Raw genomic sequence first — 21,670 nt, 5'->3', positions numbered from 1 at the left:
GCGAGATTACTCGCCGCGGGCCTTCTTGATGATCTCTTCCGCCACGTTCTTCGGAACCTCGGCGTAGGAATCGAACTGCATCGAGTACGACGCGCGGCCCTGGGTCTTCGACCGCAGGTCACCGACATACCCGAACATCTCGGACAGCGGCACAGAGGCCTTGATCGCCCGGCTGCCACCAGGGCCCTCGTCCATCGACTGGATCTGGCCACGGCGGGAGTTGAGGTCGCCGATCACTTCACCCATGTAGTCCTCGGGAGTGATCACCTCGACCGCGAACATCGGCTCGAGGATGACCGGATTCGCCCGGCGGGCGGCATCCTTGAAGGCCATCGAACCGGCGATCTTGAACGCGAGCTCGGAGGAGTCGACGTCGTGGTAGGCGCCGTCGGTCAGCGTGACCTTGACGTCCACCATCGGGTAGCCGGCCAGAACGCCGAACTCCATCGCTTCCTGCGCGCCCTCGTCCACCGACGGGATGTACTCCCGGGGGATGCGGCCACCGGTGACGGCGTTGACGAACTCGTAACCGCCCTCGCCACCGGCCTCGACCGAAGTCGGCTCGATGTTGATGATCACACGCGCGAACTGACCCGAACCACCGGTCTGCTTCTTGTGCGTGTAGTCGACCTTCTCGACCTTCTTCTTGATGGTCTCGCGGTAGGCGACCTGCGGCTTGCCGACGTTGGCCTCGACGCGGAACTCGCGCTTCATCCGGTCGACCAGCACCTCGAGGTGCAGCTCACCCATCCCGGCGATGATCGTCTGGCCGGTGTCCTCGTCGGTCCGGACCTGGAAGGTCGGGTCCTCCTCGGCGAGCCGCTGGATCGCGACGCCCAGCTTCTCCTGGTCGCCCTTCGACTTCGGCTCGATGGCGACCGAGATCACCGGTGCCGGGAACTGCATCGACTCGAGCACGACCGGCTTGGCCGGGTCGGCCAGCGTCTCACCGGTGGTGGTGTCCTTGAGACCCATCACGGCGACGATGTGGCCGGCGCCGATCGAGGCGATCTCCTCACGCTTGTTCGCGTGCATCCGGTAGATCTTGCCGATCCGCTCCTTGCGCCCCTTGGTGGGGTTCAGGACCTGCGTACCGGTCTCGAGCTTGCCGGAGTACACCCGGATGAAGGTGAGCTTGCCCAGGTGCGGGTCGGCCGCGATCTTGAACGCCAGCGCCGAGAACGGCTCGCTGTCGTCCGGCTTGCGCAGCACGACCAGCTCGCCGTCCTTGACGTCGTGGCCCTCGATGGCCGGAACGTCGAGCGGGCTGGGCAGGAACGCGTTGATCGCGTCGAGCAGGGGCTGGACGCCCTTGTTCTTGAAGGCCGTACCGGTCAGCACCGGGGTCAGCTTGGAGGCGATCGTCGCGCGGCGGATGCCGGCCACGATCTGCTCCTGGGTGGGCTCGGTGCCCTCCAGGTACATCTCCATGATCTCGTCGTCGGCCTCGGCCAGCGTCTCGATCAGCTTGTCGCGCCACTCGGCCGCGATCTCGGTGTGGGTGGCCGGAATCTCCTCGACCGCGTAGTCCTCACCCATCGTGGTCTCGCCACGCCAGGTGAGCGCCCGCATGCCGACCAGGTCGACGACGCCGATGAAGTCGGACTCGGCGCCGATCGGCAGCTGCAGCACCAGCGGTGTCGCGGCCAGCCGGTCGACGATCATGTCGACACAGCGCATGAACTCGGCGCCGGTGCGGTCCAGCTTGTTGACGAAGCAGATCCGCGGTACGCCGTACCGGTCGGCCTGACGCCACACGGTCTCGGACTGCGGCTCGACACCGGCGACACCGTCGAACACCGCGACGGCACCGTCGAGGACGCGCAGCGAGCGCTCCACCTCGACGGTGAAGTCGACGTGGCCCGGGGTGTCGATGATGTTGATGGTGTGGTCTTTCCAGGTGCAGGTCGTCGCGGCGGACGTGATCGTGATGCCGCGCTCCTGCTCCTGCTCCATCCAGTCCATCGTGGCAGCGCCGTCGTGGACCTCACCGATCTTGTACGTGATACCGGTGTAGAAGAGGATCCGCTCGGTCGTCGTCGTCTTGCCGGCGTCGATGTGCGCCATGATCCCGATGTTGCGGACCTTGGCCAGGTCGGTGGTGATTTGTACGGCCACCTCGGTGGTCTACCTCTCGATTCTGTGCTGCGTAAAAAGTGTGAGTGCGGGGGCCCGGAGCGGACCCCGGATCACCAGCGGTAGTGGGCGAAAGCCTTGTTGGCTTCGGCCATCTTGTGCGTGTCCTCGCGACGCTTGACCGAAGCACCCAGACCGTTGGAGGCGTCCAGGATCTCGTTCATCAGGCGCTCCGACATCGTCTTCTCGCGGCGGGCGCGGGAGTACGTCGTCAGCCAGCGCAGGGCCAGCGTGTTCGAACGGCCCGGCTTGACCTCGATCGGCACCTGGTAGGTGGCACCACCGACGCGGCGGCTCTTCACCTCGATGCTCGGCTTCACGTTGTCGAGCGCGCGCTTGAGCGTGATGACCGGGTCGGTACCCGTCTTCGTCCGCGTGCCCTCGAGGGCCGTGTAGACGATGCTCTGCGCGATCTGCTTCTTGCCGTCCACCAGGATCTTCGAGATCAACTGGGTGACGAGCGGCGAACTGTAGACCGGGTCGATGATGACCGGCCGCTTCGGGGCGGGACCCTTGCGCGGCATTAGCTCTTCTCCTTCTTCGCGCCGTAACGGCTACGAGCCTGCTTCCGGTTCTTCACACCCTGGGTGTCGAGCGAACCGCGGATGATCTTGTACCGGACACCGGGCAGGTCCTTCACACGACCGCCACGCACGAGCACGATCGAGTGCTCCTGCAGGTTGTGGCCGACGCCGGGGATGTACGCGGTGACCTCGATGCCGCTGGTCAGGCGGACACGCGCGACCTTGCGAAGGGCCGAGTTCGGCTTCTTCGGCGTGGTGGTGTAGACGCGCGTGCACACACCGCGACGCTGAGGGGAACCCTTCAGGGCGGGCGTCTTGTTCTTGGACACCTTGTCCTGGCGGCCCTTGCGGACCAGCTGCTGAATGGTGGGCACCGCGTAGGTCTCTTTCTGTCGTCCGGCTTTCTGCTCATGCTGTTGTGCCTGACCCCCGCGGTCGGGTGTGTCGCGTGCACACGGGCGTACCGGAGCCGTAATCTTTCAGACTGTCGGCAGGAGTCCCATGCCACGCGCGCACACCCTGAATGTCACGAGGGGCACGCATGACGGCCCAGGATGACCCGGGCACGATCGTTAAGACTAGCGGCTGCCTCCAGCACGGTCAAAATGACCGGCTGTACTACGGTGAGGCTGAACCGCTGGTCCAGTCTACAGGCTTCCCGGCGTACCTCTCACCGCGCCCGCGGCAGGTATCTCCGCAAGACCAGTGGGCCCCTGGATCGGCGCCGCTCGCGCGGCGCCGCAGAACGTCCAGCAGGCGGATCACCGTCTCATCCGGACCGGCTCAGGAGCGGAATTCGACGTCCGTGATCAGGCCTTCGGAGACCCGGTAGAGCCCGAGCCGGGCCATCGGCTCACCGCTGTCGTGCGCAACCTGGTGCTCGACCACCCACTCGCCGACCATCAGCTTCTGCACCACCTCGGTCTTGCACCGGCCGGCGTCGAACAGCGGCCGGTAGAGCTCGCGGAGGAACCGGCGGCCCTTCAGTTCGGTGCCGTCGGCGAACGAGATCCGCGCAGTCGGCGCGTACATCGCCAGAAACGCCTCCAGATCGTGCGCTGCGTAGGCCGCGTGCTCACGCCCGACCACCCGCGCGGCCGCGGTGTCGCTGCCGCTGAAGGAGCTGGAGATGCTGCTGAGCAGGTCGGCGGTCTCCGGCAGCTGCGCACTGGCGGGCGCGGCAGCTACCGGCTTCACCGGAGCGGTCTCGACCGGCTCAGTCTCGACCGACTCCGTGACAACCGGCTCTGTGACTACCGGCAGGGGCTCGGCCGCGACGGGGAGTTCTTCCTTGACCGGTTCGGATTTCGGCTTGGTGGCAGCCGTCGTACGTCGGGTGGTGGTGGTCCTGGCCTTCGGTGGCGGGACGAGGAGGTCGCCCTGGGTCCCCGGCTCTTCGCCCAGGTGGGCGATCGCCCAGTCCAGAGCCTTGGTGACGGCGGCGCGTGATTCTTCGGTGTGGTCGAGCATGTCGAACCCGTGGTGCCCTTTCGGTACGTCGATGATGTCCAGCGCGGTGCCACCCGCGGAGACGAACTCCGCAACGGGGCCGGCGAGCTCAGCGCGCTCCAGCCCGGCCCTGGTGAGCAGCACCGGCAGGTCCTTGTGTTTGCCGATGACTTCGGCAGCGTTGACCAGATCGTCGACACCGGGCGGGGTGGCGAGCAGCGGATAGGTGAGGGCGACGCCGCGCAGCCAGTCGGGGCGGCTGTCCAGCCACTCCCCCGCCAGCAGACCGGCACCGGAGAAGAACCACAGCACGACCCGGTCCGGGTCGACGCGCGGATCAGAACGCAGTACGCCGATCGCTGCCTCCACCTCGTCCGCGGCCGTGGACAGCTTGTCCAGGCCACCGATGAGGCTGTGATCGACGACGGCGGCCACCGCTCCACGGCGAGCGGCGGCGGTCGCATAGCCCTTGAACACCGGCCACTCCCGCGGCGTCGCCGCGAGATCGGGAGGTGCAGGACCACCGTGCACAAAGAGAATCGCACCGGTCCGGGCACTGCCGGTGGGCCGGTAGATGTCGAGCTTCCCAAGCCTGTCGACCCTGACTTCAGGCCCGCCCAGTTCACCTAGGACGAAGGGCCGCAGGTAGGCCGGAAGATCCGTCATGACCCAATCTTGGACCATGCCCCCGACACTTCGGACCACCACCCCGAGTGTCCTGGTGATCACGATCCGAAACGTCCGATTTCCCTTACCGGCAAAGCGTTTGAACCACCCCGAAAACGCCGCAACGGCGGCACCCCCGAAGGGATACCGCCGTTGCGGGTGACTCTGATCAGTTCTGGTACGAACCGAGGTCGAAGTCGTCGAGCGGGACCGACTGCCCGGCGGACGGGCCGAAGTCGTAGTCGTACGACTCGTAGCCGACCATCGAGTACATCGCGGCCTTCGCCTCCTCGGTGGGCTCCACCCGGATGTTGCGGTAACGGTCCATGCCGGTACCCGCCGGGATCAGCTTTCCGATGATGACGTTCTCCTTCAGACCGACCAGGGAGTCGGACTTGCCGTGGATCGCGGCCTCGGTCAGGACCCGGGTCGTCTCCTGGAAGGAGGCGGCCGACAGCCAGGACTCGGTGGCCAGCGAGGCCTTGGTGATACCCATCAGGACCGGACGGCCGGAAGCCGGCGTCCCACCCTCGGAGACCACCCGGCGGTTCTCGCCCTCGAACAGGATCCGGTCGGCGAGCTCACCCGGCAGCAGGTTCGCGTCACCGGACTCGATCACCGTGACCCGGCGCAGCATCTGCCGGACGATGATCTCGATGTGCTTGTCGTGGATGGCCACACCCTGCGACCGGTACACGGCCTGGACCTCGTCCACCAGGTGCTCCTGCGCCTTGCGCACACCCAGGATCCGCAGCACTTCCTGCGGGTCCGGCGTGCCCTGCATGAGCTGCTGGCCGACCTCGACGTGCTGACCCTCTTCGATCAGCAGGCGACCACGCTTCGACACCGGGTAGGCGACCTCCTCGGAACCGTCGTCCGGGGTGAGCACCAGCTTCCGGGTCTTGTCGGTGTCCTCGATCGAGATCCGGCCGGCCGCCTCGGAGATCGGCGCCTTGCCCTTCGGCTGCCGGGCCTCGAACAGCTCGACGACACGCGGCAGACCGTGGGTGATGTCATCACCCGCGACACCGCCGGTGTGGAAGGTACGCATCGTCAGCTGCGTGCCCGGCTCACCGATGGACTGGGCCGCGATGATACCGACGGCCTCACCGATGTCGACCGGCTTGCCGGTCGCCAGCGAACGGCCGTAGCACTTGGCGCAGGTACCGGTCTTGGCGTCACAGGTCAGCACGGAGCGGACCTTGACCTCCTTGACCCCGGCCTCGATCAGCTTCGCGATCGAGACGTCGCCCAGGTCGGCGCCCGCGGTCAGCACGATGCTGCCGTCGGCCCCGGCCGTGTCGGTGGCCAGCGTCCGTGCGTACGCGCTGGTCTCGACGTTCTCGGCGTGTACGACGCGGCCGTCCGGACCGTCCTCACCGATCTGCTTGGGCAGACCGCGCTCGGTGCCGCAGTCCTCCTCGCGGATGATGACGTCCTGCGACACGTCCACCAGACGACGGGTCAGGTACCCCGAGTCGGCGGTCCGCAGCGCGGTGTCGGCCAAACCCTTACGAGCACCGTGGGTGGCGATGAAGTACTCGACCACCGACAGGCCCTCGCGGAAGTTGGCCTTGATCGGACGGGCGATGATCTCGCCCTTCGGGTTGGCCACCAGACCACGCATACCGGCGATCTGCCGGATCTGCATCATGTTGCCGCGCGCACCCGAGTGGACCATCATCCAGATCGGGTTGTGCTTCTCGAAGTTCTCCTCCATCGCCTTGCCGACCTCGGCGTTGGCTCCGGTCCAGATCTCGATCAGCTCCTGACGCCGCTCGGACGAGGTGATCAGACCCCGCTCGAACTGCTTCTGGACCTTCTCGGCCTGCGACTCGTACCGCGCCATGATCTCCGGCTTGGACGGCGGCGTGCTGAAGTCGTCGATGGACACGGTGACACCGGACCGGGTGGCCCAGCGGAAACCGAGGTCCTTCAACGCGTCGAGGGCGTTGGCGACCTCGACCTTCGTGTAGCGCTCGGCCAGGTCGTTGACGATCCCGCCCAGCTGCTTCTTGCCGACCTCGAGGTTGACGAACGGGTAGTCCGCCGGCAGCGTCTCGTTGAACAGCGCCCGGCCGAGCGTGGTCTCCAGCGAGAATCCGCCGTTCGACAGCTCGTCCGAACCCTCCGGCGCACCCGCGCCGGTGAGCCGCAGCGTGATCTTGGCCTGCAGCGACAGCTCGTTGCGGTCGAAGGCCATGATGGCCTCGGCCACCGAGCTGAACGCCCGGCCCTGACCCAGCGCGTCGTCCTTCAGCATCGTCAGGAAGTAGATGCCGATGATCATGTCCTGCGTCGGCATCGTGACCGGACGGCCGTCGGCCGGCTTCAGGATGTTGTTCGTCGAGAGCATCAGGATCCGCGCCTCGGCCTGGGCCTCGGCCGACAGCGGCAGGTGCACCGCCATCTGGTCACCGTCGAAGTCGGCGTTGAACGCCGAGCAGACGAGCGGGTGGATCTGGATCGCCTTGCCCTCGATCAGCTGCGGCTCGAACGCCTGGATACCCAGCCGGTGCAGGGTAGGCGCACGGTTCAGCAGCACCGGGTGCTCGGTGATGACCTCTTCCAGCACGTCCCAGACCTGGGCGCGCTGACGCTCGACCATCCGCTTGGCGGACTTGATGTTCTGCGCGTGGTTGAGGTCGACCAGCCGCTTCATCACGAACGGCTTGAACAGCTCCAGCGCCATCGCCTTCGGCAGACCGCACTGGTGCAGCTTCAGCTGCGGGCCGACCACGATGACCGAGCGGCCGGAGTAGTCGACTCGCTTGCCCAGCAGGTTCTGACGGAAACGACCCTGCTTGCCCTTGAGCATGTCGGACAGCGACTTCAGCGGCCGGTTGCCCGGGCCGGTGACCGGACGGCCACGACGGCCGTTGTCGAACAGCGCGTCGACGGCCTCCTGCAGCATCCGCTTCTCGTTGTTGACGATGATCTCGGGCGCACCGAGGTCGAGCAGCCGCTTGAGGCGGTTGTTCCGGTTGATCACCCGGCGGTACAGGTCGTTCAGGTCGGAGGTGGCGAACCGGCCACCGTCGAGCTGGACCATCGGCCGCAGGTCCGGCGGGATGACCGGGACGCAGTCCAGGACCATACCCATCGGGCTGTTGTTGGTGGCCAGGAACGCGGTGACGACCTTGAGCCGCTTCAGGGCGCGGGTCTTGCGCTGGCCCTTACCGGTCTTGATCGTCTCGCGCAGGTTGTCCGCCTCGGCCTTCAGGTCGAAGGTCTCGAGCCGGCGCTGGATCGCGGCCGCGCCCATCGCTCCGGCGAAGTACTTGCCGAAACGCTCCTTCATGGCGCGGTAGAGGATCTCGTCACCCTCGAGGTCCTGGACCTTCAGGTTCTTGAACCGGGTCCAGACCTCGTCGAGACGGTCGATCTCGCGCTGCGCACGGTCGCGCAGCTGCTTGACCTCACGCTCGGCGCCTTCCTTCACCTTGCGGCGGACGTCGGCCTTCGCGCCCTCGGACTCGAGCTGCGCGAGGTCCTCCTCGAGCTTCTTCATCCGGGTCTCGATGTCGTTGTCGCGCCGGTTCTCGAGCTGCTTGCGCTCGACGTCGGTCCGGCCCTCCAACGACGCGAGGTCACGGTGCCGTGCCTCGTCGTCGACGTCGGTGATCATGTACGCCGCGAAGTAGATGACCTTCTCGAGGTCCTTCGGGGCGAGGTCGAGCAGGTAACCGAGTCGCGACGGGACACCCTTGAAGTACCAGATGTGGGTGACCGGCGCGGCCAGCTCGATGTGGCCCATCCGCTCACGGCGCACCTTGGAACGGGTGACCTCGACGCCACACCGCTCGCAGATGATGCCCTTGAAGCGAACGCGCTTGTACTTACCGCAGTAGCACTCCCAGTCCCGGGTGGGACCGAAGATCTTCTCGCAGAACAGACCGTCACGCTCGGGCTTGAGCGTCCGGTAGTTGATCGTCTCCGGCTTCTTGACCTCGCCGTGCGACCACTGGCGGATTTCGTCCGCGGTGGCCAGGCCGATCCGAAGCTCGTCGAAGAAGTTCACGTCGAGCACGATGTGTTATCTCCCGTAAAAAGTTGGTCTGAGAAAAGTTGGCTGTTGATCAGGAGCGGCAACCCGCTCAGACCTCTTCGACGCTGTTCGGCTCGCGCCGGGACAGGTCGATACCCAGTTCCTCCGCAGCGCGGAAGACGTCCTCTTCGCTGTCGCGCATCTCGACCCGGCTTCCGTCGGACGAGAGGACCTCGACATTCAGACACAGAGACTGCATTTCCTTGACCAGAACCTTGAAGGACTCCGGGATACCCGGCTCCGGGATGTTCTCGCCCTTGACGATCGCTTCGTAGACCTTGACCCGACCGACCACGTCGTCCGACTTGATCGTGAGCAACTCCTGCAGCGCGAAGGCGGCACCGTAGGCCTCGAGGGCCCACACCTCCATCTCGCCGAACCGCTGACCACCGAACTGCGCCTTACCACCCAGCGGCTGCTGCGTGATCATCGAGTACGGACCGGTCGAGCGGGCGTGGATCTTGTCGTCCACCAGGTGGTGCAGCTTCAGCATGTACATGTAGCCGACGCCGACCGGCTCCGGGAACGGCTCACCCGAACGACCGTCGAACATCCGCGCCTTGCCGGTGCTGTTGACCATCCGGTCGCCGTCGCGGTTCGGCAGTGTCGAGCCGAGCAGGCCGGTGACCTCTTCCTCACGAGCACCGTCGAAGACGGGGGTCGCGACGTTGGTCATCGGGGGAGCTTCGCCGGCGCCGATCTTGATCAGCCGCTGGGCCCACTCCTCCTTGCTGTCCGGGTCGACCTTCCAGCCGCGGCTGGCCACCCAGCCCAGGTGCGTCTCGAGGACCTGACCGACGTTCATCCGGCCGGGCACGCCCAGCGGGTTCAGGATGATGTCGACCTGGGTGCCGTCCTCCATGAACGGCATGTCCTCGACCGGCAGGATCTTCGAGATGACGCCCTTGTTGCCGTGGCGTCCGGCGAGCTTGTCACCGACGGAGATCTTGCGCTTCTGGGCCACGTAGACGCGGACCAGCTGGTTGACACCCGGCGGCAGCTCGTCGCCGTTGTCCCGGTCGAAGACCCGGACCCCGATGACGGTGCCCTGCTCGCCGTGCGGAACCTTCAGCGACGTGTCGCGGACCTCGCGCGCCTTCTCACCGAAGATCGCGCGCAGCAGCCGCTCCTCCGGGGTCAGCTCGGTCTCGCCCTTGGGCGTGACCTTCCCGACCAGGATGTCACCGGTGGTGACCTCGGCGCCGATCCGGATGATGCCGCGCTCGTCCAGGTCGGCCAGCATCTCGTCGGAGACGTTCGGGATGTCCCGGGTGATCTCCTCCGGACCCAGCTTGGTGTCGCGGGCGTCGACCTCGTGCTCCTCGATGTGGATCGAGGTCAGCAGGTCCTGCTGCACGACGCGCTGCGACAGGATGATCGCGTCTTCGTAGTTGTGACCCTCCCACGGCATGAATGCCACGAGCAGGTTCCGGCCGAGGGCCATCTCGCCCTCGTCGGTGCACGGACCGTCGGCCAGCGGTGAACCGACCTCGACCCGCTGACCGGCGTCGACCAGCGGACGCTGGTTGATGCAGGTGCCCTGGTTCGAGCGACGGAACTTCTGCAGCCGGTAGGTCTGGTAGGTGCCGTCGTCGGCGGCGATCTCGATCAGATCGGCCGAGACCTCCTTGATCACACCAGCCTTCTCGGACACGACCACGTCACCGGCGTCGACCGCACCGCGGTACTCCATACCGGTTCCGACCAGCGGCGCGTCCGAGGTGATCAGCGGCACCGCCTGGCGCTGCATGTTCGAACCCATCAGCGCGCGGTTGGCGTCGTCGTGCTCGAGGAACGGGATCAGGGCCGTCGCGACCGACACCATCTGGCGCGGGGAGACGTCCATGTAGTCCACGTCCGCGACGAGCGCGAGCTCGACCTCACCGTGCCGGCGACGGACCAGCACGCGGTCCTCGGCGAGCCGGCTGTCGTCGGTCAGCGCGGCGTTGGCCTGCGCGATGACGAACCGGTCCTCCTCGTCCGCGGTCAGGTAGTCGACCTGGTCGGTGACGAGACCCTCGACGACCTTGCGGTACGGCGTCTCGACGAATCCGAACGGGTTCACCCGGCCGTACGACGCGAGCGAGCCGATCAGACCGATGTTCGGGCCTTCCGGGGTCTCGATCGGGCACATCCGGCCGTAGTGGGACGGGTGCACGTCGCGGACCTCGAAGCCGGCCCGCTCACGGCTCAGACCACCCGGGCCGAGCGCGTTCAGACGACGCTTGTGGGTCAGACCCGCAACCGGGTTCGTCTGGTCCATGAACTGCGACAGCTGCGAGGTTCCGAAGAACTCCTTCAGCGCCGCAACCACCGGACGGATGTTGATCAGGGTCTGCGGCGTGATCGCCTCGACGTCCTGGGTCGTCATCCGCTCCCGGACCACGCGCTCCATCCGGGCCAGGCCGGTGCGCAGCTGGTTCTGGATCAGCTCGCCGACCGTACGCAGCCGCCGGTTGCCGAAGTGGTCGATGTCGTCTTCCTCGACGACGATCTCACCGGTCGGCGCGGGCAGCTCGGTCTTGCCCTCGTGCAGGGCGACCAGGTACTTGATCGTGGCGACGATGTCGTTGATCGTCAGCACGGCCGTGTCGTGGGTCTCGTCGCGACCCAGCTTCTTGTTGATCTTGTAGCGGCCGACCTTGGCCAGGTCGTAGCGCTTGCCGTTGAAGTAGTAGTTCTCCAGCAGCGCCTGGGCGGCCTCGCGCGTCGGCGGTTCGCCCGGACGCAGCTTGCGGTAGATGTCCAGCAGCGCGTCGTCCTGCCCGGAGGTGTGGTCCTTCTCCAGGGTGAGGCGGATCGACTCGTACTCGCCGAACTCCTCGAGGATCTGCGCGTCGGTCCAGCCCAGGGCCTTCAGCAGCACGGTGACGTTCTGCTTGCGCTTGCGGTCCAGCCGGACCCCGACCATGTCCCGCTTGTCGACCTCGAACTCCAGCCACGCACCGCGTGACGGGATCACCTTGGCGGTGAAGATGTCCTTGTCGGAGGTCTTGTCCGGCGTGCGCTCGAAGTACACACCGGGCGAGCGGACCAGCTGCGAGACGACGACACGCTCGGTGCCGTTGATCACGAAGGTGCCCTTGCGCGTCATCAGCGGGAAGTCGCCCATGAAGACGGTCTGGCTCTTGATCTCGCCGGTCTCGTTGTTCATGAACTCGGCGGTGACGAAGAGCGGCGCCGAGTAGGTGACGTCCCGCTCCTTGCACTCGTCGACCGTGTTCTTCGGCGGCTCGAAACGGTGGTCGCGGAACGACAGCGACATGGTGCCGCTGAAGTCCTCGATCGGGGAGATCTCCTCGAAGATCTCTTCCAGGCCGGAGGGGCCGGACAGTTCGGTCCGCCCCTCGGCCTCGGCGGCGGCCACGCGGGCCTGCCAGGTTTCGTTACCGACCAGCCAGTCGAAACTGTCCACCTGTAGCGCGAGCAGATCGGGAACCTCGAGAGGCTGCGCGATCTTCGCGAAGGAGATACGGCGGGGAGAGCCGGAAACGTCGGAAATGCTGTCGGACTGGGGGTTGCGCGAGGCGACCAAGGGGCGTCCTTCCACGGGCTCGCAAAGTAACTTCTTTGTGGCACTTGCGGTGCTGGAGAGCGCAGGCCAAACCACCCCAGTCAAGTCGAGACCCGAGCCGAGGTGGGAGAAAGGCAGCGCAAAGCAATAGGCTACCCGATACAGGCAAGCCTGTCCAATGGGGTCCGATAGGTTGCCTCGGACCACCCTTTCCGTCAAGGACCGACCCGGTGTCTCCAGTGGGTAGATCACCCACGAGACTCCCGGCGTCCTTCTGGTGCGGAGTCACAAAGAGACTACAGTCCGGCGATCTCCTGGACCAGCCATCGGCCGTCTTTTCGGACCATCGTGAACCGGGTCCGGTTCAGATCGACCCGGGGCTTACCCTGCGTGATCGTGCTGGTGGTGGTCTGGTTCACGAAGATGATCAGCGTGACCCGGTCGGCGTCGCCGTCACGAACCCCCACCTCGCGGACCTCGGCCTTCACGGTCGCCTTGGACTTGGCCGCCAGCTCGCCGGCCACCTTGGCGGTCTCGTCGAACTTCCCGGCGAACTCCGGGGTCATCGTCGCCCGCGCCGCCGCGAAACTCTTGTCCAGGTCCCGGTAGTCGTAGCTGAGTGCGGTCTCGGCCGCCTTCCGCCCGGCGGCGGCCGCCTGCCCCCGGGCGTCCTCGGCCTGCTTGCCCTGCCAGGCCTGCACCCCGAGCACCGCGGCCACGGTCAGCACGAGCACGATCAGGACGCCGAGGACGGCGTACAGAACGCCGCCGACCGGGGCCTTTTCGCTACTTTCGGTAACCGTTTCGCTTTCCTCAGGCGCTTCAACAGGGGCCTCGACAGCCTCTTCTGTGTCCTGAGTCACAGCTTCAGTGGCAGGAACCACGCCGGTACGGCGCTGGCCGGCGATCCGCGGGCGGTTCCGTGGCCGGTCCGGCATCAGCCCACCACCTGCAGGTCGGCCGTCAGCCAGCGGTCCTTCTCCCGGACCATGTCCAGCTTGATCCGGTACCGGCGCTCGACCCCGTCGGTCGACGCGGTGTTGGTGACGAGCGCGTTCACGATCACCAGGACCTCGGCCGAGTCCTTGTCCCCGGACACCACCCCGGCCTCCTTCACGTCGCCCTTCGAGGTCGCCTTGTTGGCGGCCACGTCGGCCTTCACCGCCTGGATGCCGGACTCGAACTCCTGCCGGAATTGCCCGGTGGAGTTGTCGAGCACACGCTTCGAGTCCGCGTCCCAGGTCTGGTAGTCGTAGGTGGTGAAGTCCAGCGCGAGCTGCCGCGCGGACTTCATCGCGCCCTCGCGCAGCGCCTGGTCCTGGCGCTGCTTCTGCAGCGCGATCACCGAGAGGGTCGCGGCGGCCAGGGCGAACACCAGCAGGACGCTCAGCGCCCATGCCACGATCAGTCTGCCCCGCCGGGAGTTGCCCGAAGTCACTTGCCGGTCACCGGTCCGAGAATGAGAGCCTTCCAGGAATCACTGCCGAGCAGGTCCTGCTGTCCGCCGGTCGAGCCGAGGATCATCTCCGGCATCCCGCCCGAGCCTCCCGCCGCGCCGGTCTCCGGGTCGTAGCCGATGCCGTACCCGGTCCGGTTCCGGTCCGGGCGCGACGACGGGCTCGGCGCGTTCTGCGCGCCCCGGACGTTGACCCCGCTCGACGGCGGCGCCGTACAGGATGCGTTCTTGACCTTGGTGTCCGCCGTGTCCTGCGGCACCCGCCAGTTGTCCTTGGAGTAGCCGGCCCGGCAGGCCGGTGGTGAAACCCCGAGCACCAGCCCGAAGTGGGCGTCGTAGTGCCCGGTCCCGGGGTCCTTGGCCGGTACGACGTACCCGCCCATGGAGACCGCCGGATACACCACGAGCAGCTGCTCGACGGCGTCGAGCCGGACCGCGGTCAATTGGTTCACCGTCAGCAGGTTACCCAGCAGCACCGCGATGTCGGCGCGGTTGTCCTGGATCAGGCCGGTGATCTGGGTGGATGCGGCCGAACCCTGGTCGATCACCTTGCGCAGGTTCGCGTCCGAGCCGACCAGGGCGTCGGACAGCAGCGCGAGGTTCTTCGCCCAGGTCTTGATCGCGTCACCACTGGCCACCTGGGTGGCCAGCACGGTGTCGCCGTCGTTGATCAGCTTGATCGTCTGCAGGATGTTCGCGTCCGCGTCGTCGATCAGCCGGCCGGAGCTGTCGATGATCCGCTGCAGATCGGTCCCGCGGCCCTTCAGCGCGGCCCCGAGCTCCTTGACCGTGGTCCGCAGGCTGTCCTGGTTCACCGAGTTGACCAGCTGGTCGAGATTCAGCAGCAGTTCGGTGGTGTCGATCGGGATCGCGGTGTTCTCCCGGTCGATCCGCGAGTTGTCCTTCAGGTACGGGCCCTCGTCGCGGCGCGGCTGCAGGTCGACGTACTGCTCACCGATCGCGGACCGGTTCGCCACCACGGCGAGCAGGTCGTTCGGGACCTTGACCTTCTTGTCGATGTCGAGCGCGACCAGTACGCCGTCGGGCAGCAGCTTCAGCTCGCCGACCCGGCCGACCGGCTGGCCGCGGTACGTCACCTCGGCGCCTTCGAAGATGCCGCCGGACTCGGCGAAGCTGGCGCTGACCGTGTAGTCCTGGTCGAACAGCAGCTTGTCGATCTGGGCGTACCTCGCGCCGACGAACGCGATCCCGACGACGGTGATCAGCAGGAACACCATCAGCTGGATCCGGACTCCCCTGGTGATCACTTCACCACCCCCGGCATCAGTGCGCGGGCCAGGTCGGGATCGAACCCGGCCCGGTTGAGCTTCGGGCCACAGACCGGCAGCAGGAGCACCGTCACACAGGTGGTGGCGATCCCGGTCGGTTTGGTGCCCGGCTTGGTCGTTGTCGGGTTGTGCACCGGCAGACTGATGTTGCCGGTCGGCAGTGCGGTCGGCCCGACAGTCGGCAGGTCCAGCCCGATCAGGCCCTTCAGCAGCTTCTGGGTGTTGATGTCCAAGGTGATCCCGAGGTTCGTGTAATCACCCTGGACGCCTCGTGCGGCGGCATCCGGGAACGGGTAGGTGAACAGCAGCTCGAGCGACTTCGGCAGGTTCTCCCCCGCCTCGGCCAGCTTCGTCAGGATCGGGTACAGCGACTGCAGGTTCGCCACGAGGTCCTTCTGGGCGGAGGTGATCACCCGGGTCGCCGTACTGCCCAGTGTCGACAGGGCCTGCAGCGTCTTGACCAGTGCGGCCCGCTGCTTGTCCAGGGTCGCGATCGACTTCGGCAGCGAATCGATCGCGGTTGCCAGCGTCTCCTTCTGGGCGTTCAGCTTCTTGGCCAGCGCATCCACTGCGGCGATCGCGGTGACGATCTTCTGCTTGTTCTGATCCAGGGTGCCGACGAAGGTGTCGAGCTGGGTGAGCACGCTCTTGATGGCCGGCTCGTTCCCGGTCAGCGCCTTGTTCAGCTCCTGGGTGATGATCTGCAGCTGCGCGACACCGCCGCCGTTCAGCAGCAGCGACAGCGCGGACAGCACCTCTTCGACCTCGACGTTGCTGGTCGTCCGGGACAGCGGGATGACCTCGCCGTCGTCGAGCCGGCCGCGCGGGACCTCCTGACCGGTCGGCTTCGCCAGCGACACGAACTTCTCGCCGAGCAGGCTGGTCTGGCGGATCGTCGCCCGCTCGTTGTCCGGCAGCTCGAGACTCTTCGGCAACCGGATCCGCACCTTGGCGACGTACCCCTCGAGCCAGACCTTCTCGACCGTGCCGACCGTGACGTCGTCGACCTTGACCGTCGACTTCGGCACCAGGTCCAGGACGTCGGTGAACTCGACGGTGACCGTGTACGACGGCCCCTTGATCTTCGCGCCACCGGGCAACGGCAACGAGTACACGCTGAAGTCACACCCGGTCAGCGCCATCGCCATCGCGAGCGCTCCGGCCACAATCGCCGTACGGCGTCTCATCTGACCAGCCCCCCGAGAGTCGGGTCAACGGGGTCCGGGCTGGTCGGCTTGGGCTTCTCGACGCCACCGGCCGCGGCCCACGGCGTACCGGCCGGTCCGCCACTGGCCGGCGCGCTGCCGGTCAGCTGGCTGAGTAGCGGCAGCTTCGGCAGTGAGTCCAGCACCGGCTTGAGCAGTGAGCAGGTCGAGAGTGGCTGGTTCACCTGCAGCAGCAGCGAGCAGATGAACGACGACGGGTTGTCGAGCTGGGCCAGGTTGATCCGCTGGTCCAGCGTGCCGTACTGCGGGTTGTAGATCCGGGCCAGGTTGCCCAGGCCCAGCGGCGCGGTGTCGAGGATCTCGGCCAGTGCCGCCTTCTCCTTGACCAGGATCTGGGAGATCTCGGTCGCGCCGGAGATGGTGTTCTTCACCAGGGCCCGGTTCTCCTTCACGAACGTCGCGACCTCGCCGAGCGCGGTCGCCAGCAGCGACAGCGCAGACGTCAGGTCCTTGCGCTCACCGGCCAGTGTCGTCGACGTCGCGGCGAAGTTGGTGTTGAACTGCTTGACCAGGGCGTCGTTCGCGGCGAGCGCGGAGACGAAGGTCTGCAGCTGCCGGATCGTCGCGAACAGGCTCTGCGAGTTGCCGGCCAGCGTCCCGGTCAGCTTGGAGACGTCGGTGATCGTCTGGTTGAGCTTCGCGCCCTGACCGTTCAGGTTCTTCGCCGAGACGTCCAGCAGCCGCGACAGCGCGCCCTGGTCGTTGGCGCCCTTCGGACCGAGCGCGACGGACAGATCGTTCAGGCTCTGGTAGATCTGGTCGAGCTCCAGCGGGACGGCGGTGCGCTCGATCGGGATCTGCGCCCCGTCGGTCATCACATCGCCCTTGGAGTACACCGGGGTGAGCTGCACGTACCGGTCGGCGACGATCGACGGCGCCGCGATCACGGCCTTCGCCGTGGCCGGCACCTTGTGCTTGGCCTCCCACCAGAACTTCACCCGGATCGTCCGCCCGGCCGGGGTGACGCTCTCCACCTCGCCGACCTTGATACCGAGGATCCGGACGTCGGAACCGGGATAGACCGAGACCGCCCGCGGGAAGTACGCCGTCGCCGACACCCGCTCGGGGTTCGGCCAGAGCGTGATCACGCTGACCGCGAGGATCACCACGACCACCGCGATCGCGATCAGCCGGGAGAACGACGAAACCTTCGTCATCGGGTGCCTCCCAGGATCGGTGGCAGGCCGAGGTCGACCTTCGGCAGCGGCACCTCGGGCACCGGCACCAGGTTCTGCAGGTAGACGTCGAACCAGGGCCCGGTGCCGAGCGTGTTGGTGAAGAGCTTGACGAACGGCGCGAGCCCCTTGATGCTCGCGTCCAGGTCCTTCTGGTTCTTCAGCAGCACGCCGAGGACGGCGTTCACCTTCTGCAGGGTCGGGCCGAGGTCCTTGCGGTTCTCCCGGACCAGCGCGGTGATCTGCGCGGACAGCTTCTGCGTCGAGACCAGCAGCGAATGGATCAGCGCCCGCCGGGCCTGCACGGCCTGGAAGACGGTGTTGCCGTCCTTCATCAGCTTGATCAGCTGCTGGTTGCGGTCGGCGAGCACCTTGGTGACCGTGTTCGAGTGCTGCAGCAGGAGCTTCAGCTGCTCGTCGCGCTTCGCCACGTTCCGGGACAGGCGGGACAGGCCGGTGAGTGAGGCCTGCACCTCCTCCGGAGTGTTCTTGAACGTCGTCGAGAGGGTGTCCAGGGCCCTCGCCAGCTGCGCGGTGTCGATCCGCTCGGTCGTGTTCGCGAGATCCGAGAACGCGTCGACGACGTCGTACGCCGAAACCGTCCGGGCCAGCGGGATCTCGGCACCGGCCTTGAGCCGGCCATCACCGGCCGGGTTCAGCTTCAGGTACTTCTGGCCGAGCAGCGTCTTGATCTTCATCTCGGCGCCGGTCTGGTCGCCGAGTTTCACACCCTTGTCGATGACGAAGTCGACCCGGACGTGGGTCCCGTCGAGCTCGACCTTGCGCACCTGCCCGACCCGTACGCCGGCCACCCGGATCTCGTCCTTCGGCTTCAGGCCACCCGCCTCGGAGAACTGCGCGGAGTACTTGGTCCCGCCACCGATCAGGGGCAGGTCCTGTGCCTTGAACGCGGCCAGCATGATCAGCCCGATCACCGTCAGGCCGATGACGCCGATCGTCACCTGGTTCTGTTCCCGGAAAGGTTTCACGGCTTCTTGCACCTCGCCGAGTTGTTGTCGTAGCTGACCGGGATGCGGGTACCCAGCGGCAGCGTGACGTTGCCGTCGAAGTTGCACAGGTAGAAGTTGAACCAGGAGCCGTACGACGCGGTGCGGCTCATCGTGTTGAGCTTCTCCGGCATGTAGTTCAGCGTCTTCACCCAGATGCCCTGGGTGTCGTCGAGGGTGGTCGCGACCGTGCGCAGCCGGTCCAGATCGGCCTTGATCGGGACCCGGGTCTGCTGCAGCAGGCCGGCCGTCTTGGTGTTCAGCGAGTTGATCGAGCCGAGCGAGCTCAGGATCGGGTTGATGTCCTGGCTCAGACCGGTGATGAACTGCTGCAGGTTGACCAGCAGCTGGGAGAAGTTCTGCTGGCGTTGCGAGACGATCTGCAGGGTCGAGGTCAGGTTGGTGATCAGGCTGCCGATCACCTCGTCCGCGTCGGCCAGGGTGGTGGTCAGCGAGGCGGTCTTGGCCAGCAGCGACTCGATCGTGCCGCCCTCGCCCTGCAGCACCTTGATCACCTCGAACGCGAACTGGTTCACGTCCGCCGGCGTGAGCGCGGTGAACAGCGGCTTGAAGCCGTTGAAGAGCACCGACAGGTCGAGCGCCGGCGCCGTCCGCTCCTTCGGGATCAGCCCGTTCGCCTTCAGCCGCTCGCCGCCGCCGACGCCGTCGGTGAGGGCGACGTACCGGTTGCCGACCAGGTTGCGGTAGCGCAGGGTCGCCTTGGTCGAGGTGTCGAGGACCTGGTCGGAGTCGACGCTGAAGGTCACCATCGCCAAGCCGCCATCACCGGCAGCAGCCTGGTAGAGCGCGATCTTGTCGACCTGCCCGACCTTCACGCCCGCGATCCGGATGTCGTCACCCTTGTTCAGCCCGACCGCGTCGGTGAACACGGCCCGGTACTTCGTCGTCGCGTTGAAGGTGATGTTGCCGATCGTCACCGCCAGCAGGGCGGTCGCGACCGTGGTCACCACCACGAAGATCGACAGCCGGACGATGTCCAGCGAGGTCTTCTTGTCCAAGAGCTTGGTCACTTGAGATTCACCTGCCCCCCGCGCAGCAGAGGTCCGACCAGCAGCGTGGTCAAGTCGGGTACGTCGCTCGCCGGGACACCCATCGACGGCGCGACGACCGCGTCGACGACCTTCTGCTCGGCCGGCGTACCGACCCCTTGGGTGTCCATCGCGAATCCGGGCATGGCCCGGTTCAGCGTGAGGTTCAGCGGGAACTTGGTCGTCTTGTTGTGATCACCGATCACGCCGTCCGCGCCGGTGATGTACGGCGCCGGGTTCTGCTGGGTGTACGGCCCCGGCTTCGCGCCCGGGTGGCTGTAGTTCTTGCCCACGCAGGTCGGGCCCCGGTGGTCGGCGTACTTCGGCAGCTCGTTCGGCTCGTAGGGCGTCGGCTGGTTGGTGATGATCTCGAGGTTGATGTTCAGCCGCCCGTCGCGGAACGTGTCGTTCAGGATCGGGGCGGTGTCCGTCATCACCTTCAGGAAGCACGGCACCTCGGGCGAGTAGCGCTCCAGCAGGTCCAGCACCGGCCGGCTCACCTCACCGAGCCGGATGATCCGGTCCTCGTTCTGCTTCAGCAGTGTGTCCGTGGTCGAGGAGAGCGTCTGGACGTCGACGAAGAACCTCTGCAACTGCTGTTCCTTCTCGACCACCGTGTTCCCGGTGATCGTCAGGTTCCGCAGCGCACGGACGAGATCCGGCGTCGCGTCGCCGTACAGCTGGGAGACCTGGGTGAGCTTGGTCAGCGCGGCCATCAGCTTCGGGACGTTCGGGTTCAGCTTCTTCAGGTAGCCGTCGAGCTGGGTCAACGTCCCGCCGATCTCGGCGCCGCGGCCCTCCAGTGCGGTGGCCAGCGTGTTCAGCGTCGCGTTCAGGTCGGCCGGGTCGACCGCCTGCAGCAACGGCAGGGCGTCGTTCAGCACCTTCTCGATCTCGATGCCGACCGCGGTCTTGTCGCGGGCGATCACGTCACCGGCCCGGATGTGCCGGCCCTCGGCGCCGGTCGGCGGCACCAGGGCGACGTACTTCTCGCCGAACAGGGTCTTGGGCAGGATCCGCGCACTGACCGCGCTGGAGATCTCGTTGACCTGGTCGGGCTTCAGCGACAGGTGCACCGTCGCCTCGCCACCGTCCGTGGATACCCCGCTGACCTCGCCGACGATGATGCCGCGCAGCTTCACATCCGCATGCTCGTTGAGCTGCAGACCGATGTGGCTCGTCTTCAGCTCCACGTCGACCGTGTCGGTGAACACCTTCGCGTAGAAGGCGTACGTCAGCCACAGCAGGAAACACAGCACGCCGATGAAGGCGACGCCGTACGCCTTGTGAGGAATCTTGTTGATCATCCGGCCAACCTCACTGTGGTCGTGGTACCCCAGATGGCCATGGACAGCAGCAGGTCGACCACGTTGATGACGACGATCGACGTACGGACCGCGCGCCCTACTGCGACGCCGACGCCCGCCGGGCCGCCGCTCGCGTGGTAGCCGTGGTAACAGTGCACCAGGATCACCAGGACCGAGAACACCAGCACCTTGCCGAACGACCAGAACACGTCGCCCGGTGGTAAGAACAGATGGAAGTAATGGTCGTACGTCCCGGTGCTCTGCCCGTAGAACGTCGTCACGGTCAACCGGGTCGCGAAGTACGACGAGAGCAGACCGACGACGTACAACGGGATCACCGCGATCAGGCCCGCGATGATCCGGGTGGTGACCAGGAACGGCAGCGACGGGATCGCCATCACCTCGAGCGCGTCGATCTCCTCGCTGATCCGCATCGCGCCGAGCTGGGCGGTGAAACCGCAGCCGACGGTCGCGGCCAGCGCGATACCGGCGATCAGCGGGCCGATCTCACGGGTGTTGATATAGGCGCTGACGAAGCCGGCGAAGGCCGACGTGCCGATCTGGTTCAGCGCCGAGTAGCCCTGCAGGCCGACCTCGGTACCGGTGAAGAAGGCCAGGAAGGTGATCACGCCGACGGTGCCACCGATCACGGCGAGCGCGCCGGTACCGAGCGTCACCTCGGCCAGCAGGCGGAGGATCTCCTTGCGGTACCGGGTGATCGACTTGCCGGACCAGGCCAGTGCCTTGATGTAGAAGGCCAGCTGTTCGCCGAGCCGGTCCAGCGAGTTCAGCGGCTTCTTCACCAGGGTGTCCATCAAGGCAGA

General features: G+C 66.5%; 15 protein-coding genes. All 15 read right to left on the bottom strand.

The features are described 5' to 3' along the window. Positions 1 to 6: 6 nt before the first annotated feature. The gene (fusA, locus tag ACFCV3_RS16820) at positions 7 to 2,067 is read right to left on the bottom strand and encodes an elongation factor G (RefSeq protein WP_376031359.1); all 2,061 of its coding nucleotides are present in this window, start codon (positions 2,065 to 2,067) and stop codon (positions 7 to 9) included. Between the two features lie 122 nt (positions 2,068 to 2,189). After that, the gene (gene rpsG, locus ACFCV3_RS16815; RefSeq protein ID WP_344144583.1) at positions 2,190 to 2,660 is read right to left on the bottom strand and encodes a 30S ribosomal protein S7; all 471 of its coding nucleotides are present in this window, start codon (positions 2,658 to 2,660) and stop codon (positions 2,190 to 2,192) included. Further along, the gene (gene rpsL, locus ACFCV3_RS16810; RefSeq protein WP_012923692.1) at positions 2,660 to 3,034 is read right to left on the bottom strand and encodes a 30S ribosomal protein S12; all 375 of its coding nucleotides are present in this window, start codon (positions 3,032 to 3,034) and stop codon (positions 2,660 to 2,662) included. Before rpsL ends, rpsG begins: the two co-directional genes overlap by 1 nt. 409 nt (positions 3,035 to 3,443) lie before the next feature. After that, positions 3,444 to 4,775 carry a nuclear transport factor 2 family protein gene (locus tag ACFCV3_RS16805; RefSeq protein WP_376030908.1) on the bottom strand — a complete coding sequence of 444 codons (1,332 nt, stop codon included), beginning with the start codon at positions 4,773 to 4,775 and terminating at the stop codon, positions 3,444 to 3,446. 169 nt (positions 4,776 to 4,944) lie between these two features. Further along, positions 4,945 to 8,805 (bottom strand): DNA-directed RNA polymerase subunit beta', encoded by a 3,861-nt coding sequence (locus tag ACFCV3_RS16800; RefSeq protein WP_376030907.1) that lies wholly within the window; start codon positions 8,803 to 8,805, stop codon positions 4,945 to 4,947. A 67-nt stretch (positions 8,806 to 8,872) separates the two neighbouring features. Beyond that, positions 8,873 to 12,358, bottom strand: coding sequence for a DNA-directed RNA polymerase subunit beta (gene rpoB / locus ACFCV3_RS16795; protein ID WP_376031357.1), 3,486 nt, complete (start codon positions 12,356 to 12,358; stop codon positions 8,873 to 8,875). Between the two features lie 275 nt (positions 12,359 to 12,633). Further along, positions 12,634 to 13,275 (bottom strand): hypothetical protein, encoded by a 642-nt coding sequence (locus ACFCV3_RS16790; RefSeq protein WP_376030906.1) that lies wholly within the window; start codon positions 13,273 to 13,275, stop codon positions 12,634 to 12,636. Continuing rightward, positions 13,275 to 13,739 (bottom strand): hypothetical protein, encoded by a 465-nt coding sequence (locus ACFCV3_RS16785; protein ID WP_376030905.1) that lies wholly within the window; start codon positions 13,737 to 13,739, stop codon positions 13,275 to 13,277. Before ACFCV3_RS16785 ends, ACFCV3_RS16790 begins: the two co-directional genes overlap by 1 nt. A gap of 32 nt (positions 13,740 to 13,771) precedes the next feature. Beyond that, positions 13,772 to 15,061: an MCE family protein gene (locus tag ACFCV3_RS16780; RefSeq protein WP_376030904.1), complete on the bottom strand. Its 1,290-nt coding sequence runs from the start codon at positions 15,059 to 15,061 to the stop codon at positions 13,772 to 13,774. After that, the gene (locus tag ACFCV3_RS16775; RefSeq protein ID WP_376030903.1) at positions 15,058 to 16,269 is read right to left on the bottom strand and encodes an MCE family protein; all 1,212 of its coding nucleotides are present in this window, start codon (positions 16,267 to 16,269) and stop codon (positions 15,058 to 15,060) included. The genes ACFCV3_RS16780 and ACFCV3_RS16775 overlap by 4 nt, the downstream gene beginning before the upstream one ends. Then, positions 16,266 to 17,465 (bottom strand): MCE family protein, encoded by a 1,200-nt coding sequence (locus ACFCV3_RS16770; RefSeq protein ID WP_376030902.1) that lies wholly within the window; start codon positions 17,463 to 17,465, stop codon positions 16,266 to 16,268. The genes ACFCV3_RS16775 and ACFCV3_RS16770 overlap by 4 nt, the downstream gene beginning before the upstream one ends. Beyond that, positions 17,462 to 18,472, bottom strand: coding sequence for an MCE family protein (locus ACFCV3_RS16765; protein ID WP_376030901.1), 1,011 nt, complete (start codon positions 18,470 to 18,472; stop codon positions 17,462 to 17,464). Before ACFCV3_RS16765 ends, ACFCV3_RS16770 begins: the two co-directional genes overlap by 4 nt. Then, on the bottom strand, positions 18,469 to 19,521 hold the full coding sequence (locus tag ACFCV3_RS16760) for an MCE family protein (protein ID WP_376030900.1): 1,053 nt from the start codon (positions 19,519 to 19,521) through the stop codon (positions 18,469 to 18,471). The genes ACFCV3_RS16765 and ACFCV3_RS16760 overlap by 4 nt, the downstream gene beginning before the upstream one ends. After that, a complete protein-coding gene (locus ACFCV3_RS16755) occupies positions 19,518 to 20,846 on the bottom strand; it encodes an MCE family protein (RefSeq protein ID WP_376030899.1) in 1,329 nt (442 codons plus the stop codon). Before ACFCV3_RS16755 ends, ACFCV3_RS16760 begins: the two co-directional genes overlap by 4 nt. Further along, the gene (locus ACFCV3_RS16750; protein ID WP_376031355.1) at positions 20,843 to 21,661 is read right to left on the bottom strand and encodes an MlaE family ABC transporter permease; all 819 of its coding nucleotides are present in this window, start codon (positions 21,659 to 21,661) and stop codon (positions 20,843 to 20,845) included. The genes ACFCV3_RS16755 and ACFCV3_RS16750 overlap by 4 nt, the downstream gene beginning before the upstream one ends. Positions 21,662 to 21,670 lie beyond the last annotated feature (9 nt).

The sequence above is a fragment of the Kribbella sp. NPDC056345 genome (assembly GCF_042262745.1).
Taxonomy (GTDB): Bacteria; Actinomycetota; Actinomycetes; order Propionibacteriales; family Kribbellaceae; genus Kribbella.
Note: the sequence above shows the minus strand (reverse complement) of the source record. Positions and strands in the feature narration are given on the sequence as shown.

What these genes read in the sequence shown, in the direction of transcription:
- fusA (WP_376031359.1), bottom strand. Translation starts at nt 2,067, where the DNA reads ATGGCGCACATCGACGCCGGCAAGACGACGACGACCGAGCGGATCCTC.
- rpsG (WP_344144583.1), bottom strand. Translation starts at nt 2,660, where the DNA reads ATGCCGCGCAAGGGTCCCGCCCCGAAGCGGCCGGTCATCATCGACCCG.
- ACFCV3_RS16805 (WP_376030908.1), bottom strand. Translation starts at nt 4,775, where the DNA reads ATGACGGATCTTCCGGCCTACCTGCGGCCCTTCGTCCTAGGTGAACTG.
- ACFCV3_RS16790 (WP_376030906.1), bottom strand. Translation starts at nt 13,275, where the DNA reads ATGCCGGACCGGCCACGGAACCGCCCGCGGATCGCCGGCCAGCGCCGT.
- ACFCV3_RS16775 (WP_376030903.1), bottom strand. Translation starts at nt 16,269, where the DNA reads ATGAGACGCCGTACGGCGATTGTGGCCGGAGCGCTCGCGATGGCGATG.
- ACFCV3_RS16770 (WP_376030902.1), bottom strand. Translation starts at nt 17,465, where the DNA reads ATGACGAAGGTTTCGTCGTTCTCCCGGCTGATCGCGATCGCGGTGGTC.
- ACFCV3_RS16755 (WP_376030899.1), bottom strand. Translation starts at nt 20,846, where the DNA reads ATGATCAACAAGATTCCTCACAAGGCGTACGGCGTCGCCTTCATCGGC.
- ACFCV3_RS16750 (WP_376031355.1), bottom strand. Translation starts at nt 21,661, where the DNA reads ATGGACACCCTGGTGAAGAAGCCGCTGAACTCGCTGGACCGGCTCGGC.